The sequence below is a fragment of the Skermanella sp. genome (assembly GCF_059503625.1).
This window is the reverse complement of the sequence record NZ_JCACHA010000042.1, coordinates 1-4,318: the sequence shown is the minus strand read 5'-3', so window position 1 is coordinate 4,318 and position 4,318 is coordinate 1. Positions and strand designations below refer to the sequence as shown.

At 66.8% G+C, this 4,318-nt stretch carries 4 protein-coding genes; all 4 read left to right on the top strand.

Going from position 1 to position 4,318, the window contains the following annotated elements; all coding sequences use genetic code 11:
• The first annotated feature begins 427 nt into the window (after window positions 1-427).
• The 4 genes from rpiB (at window position 428) to ribD (ending at window position 3,990) form a co-directional block, all read left to right on the top strand.
• Complete coding sequence (rpiB, locus tag AC5JJ6_RS01005) at window positions 428-862, top strand: ribose 5-phosphate isomerase B (RefSeq protein WP_044434933.1); 435 nt, start codon at window positions 428-430, stop codon at window positions 860-862.
• A 163-nt stretch (window positions 863-1,025) separates the two neighbouring features.
• A complete protein-coding gene (gene glyA, locus AC5JJ6_RS01000) occupies window positions 1,026-2,342 on the top strand; it encodes a serine hydroxymethyltransferase (RefSeq protein ID WP_496040248.1) in 1,317 nt (438 codons plus the stop codon).
• A 14-nt stretch (window positions 2,343-2,356) separates the two neighbouring features.
• Window positions 2,357-2,815, top strand: a complete 459-nt coding sequence (gene nrdR, locus AC5JJ6_RS00995; protein WP_044434929.1) for a transcriptional regulator NrdR — start codon at window positions 2,357-2,359, stop codon at window positions 2,813-2,815.
• A 101-nt stretch (window positions 2,816-2,916) separates the two neighbouring features.
• Window positions 2,917-3,990: a bifunctional diaminohydroxyphosphoribosylaminopyrimidine deaminase/5-amino-6-(5-phosphoribosylamino)uracil reductase RibD gene (gene ribD / locus AC5JJ6_RS00990; RefSeq protein ID WP_496040247.1), complete on the top strand. Its 1,074-nt coding sequence runs from the start codon at window positions 2,917-2,919 to the stop codon at window positions 3,988-3,990.
• Window positions 3,991-4,318 lie beyond the last annotated feature (328 nt).

The following is a 4,318-nucleotide window of genomic DNA, read 5'->3' as shown; positions in this document are numbered from 1 at the left end:
ACCGCTAGTTCGTCCGCCTCATGATCCAGCGCTGAGGATTAAAGGTATTTTAGTCGTAGCGTGAAGGCATTCCGCCTCGGTTATCGCACCGCCACTTGCACACAAATGCGGCCGGTCCAACGACAACAGAGTTTTTGCTTAAGAAAAGCCTGAGCGACGGATGCATGGCGGCCAAGCGGAAGACGCATAGCTCAACTCGGGCGTGCGTTGCATGCAAAGCTGCCCGGCGCAGGTGATTTTAGCGATTCTTTCATGGCGCGCCGATATCTGGTAGGCTAACGGAGGCGGATACCCCAAAGGCGTGCTTCGGAGCGTCTCCGCCGAGGGTCCGGGCGGGCATAGCGGTCGGCAGGATCCCGGGGGTTCGGGTTCGGGCGGTGGCTTCGGGTTTGATGGCTGGGCCGCCGCAACAAGGTGTGGAAGAGTCATGTCTGGACAGAAAATCGTTATCGCGTCGGATCATGCCGGCTTCGACTTCAAGGCTTCCTTAAAGGACACGTTGGCCGGCCAAGGATACGAGGTAATCGACCTCGGCACCAACGGTCCGGAATCGGTCGACTATCCGGACTACGCGGCAGCCCTCGCGGGCGCCATCCGGGAAGGCCGGGCCGAACGCGGCGTCCTGATCTGCGGCACCGGCATCGGCATCAGCATCGCCGCCAACCGGCATCCGGGCATCCGTGCGGCATTGTGCCACGACACGACCGGCGCGCGGCTCTCCCGCCAGCACAACGACGCCAATGTCCTGGTGCTCGGCGCCCGCGTGACGGGGATCGAGACCGCACAGGACTGCCTCGCCGCCTTCCTGGCAACACCGTTCGAAGGCGGGCGTCACAGCCGCCGCGTTGACAAGATGGGCTGAAGGGCCAATCAGTCTTACAGGCAGCCGATCTTTCAGGCCGCCGGTATCGGATTTCGCCGGCGCCGCACCGTTCAGGGCTTCGGGCATCGATCGCGGGACGCCGGCGGAGCGGTCCCGGCGGTCGAGGCCCGGAGCGGTACACCAAGTTCAAGGAACCCTTTCCATGTCGTCTCTTCCCCAATCCACCGATTCCGATACCCTCTACGGCCGTTTCTTCGGCGCGTCCCTGGCCGAGAGCGATCCCGATCTCGCCCGCGCGATCGGTGAGGAACTGGCGCGCCAGCAGGATCAGATCGAGCTGATCGCCTCCGAGAACATCGTCTCGGCGGCGGTGCTGGAAGCCCAGGGCTCGGTGCTGACCAACAAATACGCCGAAGGATATCCCGGCCGCCGCTACTACGGCGGCTGCGAATTCGTCGATGTCGCCGAGCAGTTGGCGATCGACCGCGCCAAGGCGCTGTTCGACTGCGCCTTCGTCAACGTGCAGCCCCACTCGGGCGCTCAGGCGAACCAGGCGGTCTTCATGGCGCTGCTCCAGCCGGGCGACACGATCCTCGGCATGTCGCTGGACGCCGGCGGCCATCTGACCCACGGCGCCGCCGCCAACCAGTCCGGCAAGTGGTTCAACGCCATCCAGTACGGCGTCCGCCGCGACAACGCGCTGATCGACTTCGATCAGGTCGAGGCTCTGGCCCGCGAGCATAAGCCGAAGCTGATCATCGCCGGCGGCTCGGCCTATCCGCGCACCATCGACTTCGCCCGCTTCCGCAAGATCGCGGACGAGGTCGGCGCGTATTTCATGGTCGACATGGCGCATTTCGCCGGGCTGGTCGCCGGCGGCGTCTATCCCTCGCCGCTGCCGCACGCCCATATCGTGACGACCACGACCCACAAGACGCTGCGCGGTCCGCGCGGCGGCATGATCCTGTCGAACGACGCGGATCTCGGCAAGAAGATCAACTCCGCCGTCTTCCCCGGTCTTCAGGGCGGTCCGCTGATGCATGTGATCGCCGCCAAGGCGGTGGCCTTCGGCGAAGCGCTGCGTCCGGAGTTCAAGACCTACGCCCAGAACGTGGTGGACAACGCCCGCGCGCTGGCGGCGCGCCTGATCGAGGGCGGCGTGGACATCGTGTCTGGCGGGACCGACAGCCATGTGGTCCTGGTCGACCTGCGGCCGAAGAACCTGACGGGCAAGGCGACCGAAGGGTCGCTGGAGCGCGCCGGCATGACCTGCAACAAGAACGGCGTGCCGTTCGACCCGCAGAAGCCGATGGTGACGTCAGGCGTCCGCCTCGGATCGCCGGCGGCGACCACGCGCGGCTTCGGCGTCGCGGAGTTCACGCTGGTCGGCGAGCTGATCTCCGAAGTGCTGGACGGTCTGGCCGCCAGCAACTCGGGCGACAACACAGCCGTCGAAGCCCAGGTCAAGGAGCGCGTCCAGGCGCTTTGCCGGCGCTTCCCGATCTACCCGAACCTGTGAGGCGATAGAACCAGATGCGCTGCCCGTTCTGCGGACATGACGATACCCAGGTGAAGGACAGCCGGCCGACCGAGGACAACTCGGCCATCCGCCGGCGGCGTTTCTGTCCCGGCTGCGGCGCGCGCTTCACCACCTTCGAGCGGGTGCAGTTGCGCGAACTGACGGTGATCAAGAGCGCCGGGCAGCGCGAGCCCTTCGACCGCGACAAGCTGCTGCGCTCCATGCGCATCGCCTTGCGCAAGCGGCCGATCGATGCCGACCGCATCGATCGGCTGGTCAACAGCCTGGTCCGGCAGCTCGAGTCCTCGGGCGAGAGCGAGATTCCGTCGAGCCAGATCGGCGAGATGGTGATGAACGCCCTGTTCAACCTGGACCAGGTCGCCTATGTCCGTTATGCGTCCGTCTACAAGGACTTCAGGGAGGCCTCGGACTTCAACGAGTTCGTCGGCTCCCTCAAGCCCGAGATCACCTGACCGTTTCCCGATCCCGATCCCGATCCCGATACCTGATTTCTGACCCGATGCCTCCTTCTGCGTCAGCGCCCTCTCCTTTCAGCCCGGCCGATACCGGATTCATGCGGTCGGCCATAGCGCTGGCGCGTCGCGGGCTCGGGACCGTCGCTCCCAACCCCGCCGTCGGCTGCGTCATCGTCAAGGACGGGACCGTGGCCGGGCGCGGCTGGACCCAGCCGGGCGGACGCCCGCACGGGGAGACAGAGGCCCTGCGCCGGGCCGGCGCCGCGGCGCAGGGCGCCACCGCCTATGTCTCGCTTGAGCCGTGCAACCACTGGGGCAAGACCCCGCCCTGCACCGAAGCCCTGATGGAGGCCCGCATCGGCCGCGTCGTGGTCGCCTGCGAGGACCCGGATCCGCGCGTCTCGGGCTCCGGCATCAAGCGCCTGCGCGAAGCCGGCATCCAGGTCGATGTCGGCCTGTGCGCCGACGAGGCGACCGAGCTGAACGAGGGCTTCTTCCACCGCATCCGCGACGGCCGTCCGCTGGTGACACTGAAGCTGGCGACATCGCTGGACGGGCGGATAGCGCTCCGCACCGGCGAGAGCCAGTGGATCACCGGCCCGACGGCGCGGTCCTGGGGTCATGGGCTGCGGGCACGCTACGACGCCATCATGGTCGGGCTGAACACTGCCCTGGCCGACGATCCCGAACTGACGTGCCGGCTGCCGGGGCTGGCCGGACGCTCGCCGTTGCGCGTCGTCGTGGACAGCAGATTGCGCCTGCCGCTGACGTCCAAGCTGGTGCGCGGCGCCAGCACCACGCCGACGCTGGTGTTCACGCTCCAGAACGTCGACCCGATGCGCGCCCGCGCCTTCACCGACTGCGGCGTCGAGGTCGTGACCCTGGCGCCCGACGCCAGCGGAGTGCTGGACGTTTCGGATACCCTGAAGGCCCTGGCCGCGCGGGGCATCACCCGCCTGCTGGTCGAAGGGGGAGCCCGGCTGAGCGCGTCGCTGATGCAGCAGCGTCTGGTCGACCGGCTGGAGTGGTTCCGGGCGCCCCGCATGATCGGCGGCGACGGGCTGCCCGCCGTGGTCGGCTTCGGCGTCGACCTGCTGGAGGACACGGCGGACTTCATCCGCGTCGGCGTCCGCCGCGCCGGCGACGACGTAATGGAGAGTTACCGGCGGTAAGAAGCCGGAAAACCTGTTATCTTTTCCGCCATCTTCGCTCTCTGCCGAAGGATCGACGCGCGCCAATTGGCGATCCTGGGGCTTCAACAGGACGGCGTCATGGATTCGGCGCTCCCGGAAGAGTGCCCCTATTCACGCGATCAGGTCATGGACCGGAATTTCTGGCCGGTGAACCGACACGGCATCGCCGGCTGACATCCGCTCTGTAGAAGCGGCCTCCGGCCGCTTTTTTACCAGGAGCCGGAGAGATTGACCAGTGAGAGAACATTCGTCCCGTAGGTCGTGCTAAAGCGAAGCGGCAGCCGACATAGACGCGCCTGCTTGTCGG

Coding starts and splice junctions, on each gene's coding strand:
- glyA (WP_496040248.1), top strand. CDS start 1,026: ATGTCGTCTCTTCCCCAATCCACCGATTCCGATACCCTCTACGGCCGT.
- nrdR (WP_044434929.1), top strand. CDS start 2,357: ATGCGCTGCCCGTTCTGCGGACATGACGATACCCAGGTGAAGGACAGC.
- rpiB (WP_044434933.1), top strand. CDS start 428: ATGTCTGGACAGAAAATCGTTATCGCGTCGGATCATGCCGGCTTCGAC.
- ribD (WP_496040247.1), top strand. CDS start 2,917: ATGCGGTCGGCCATAGCGCTGGCGCGTCGCGGGCTCGGGACCGTCGCT.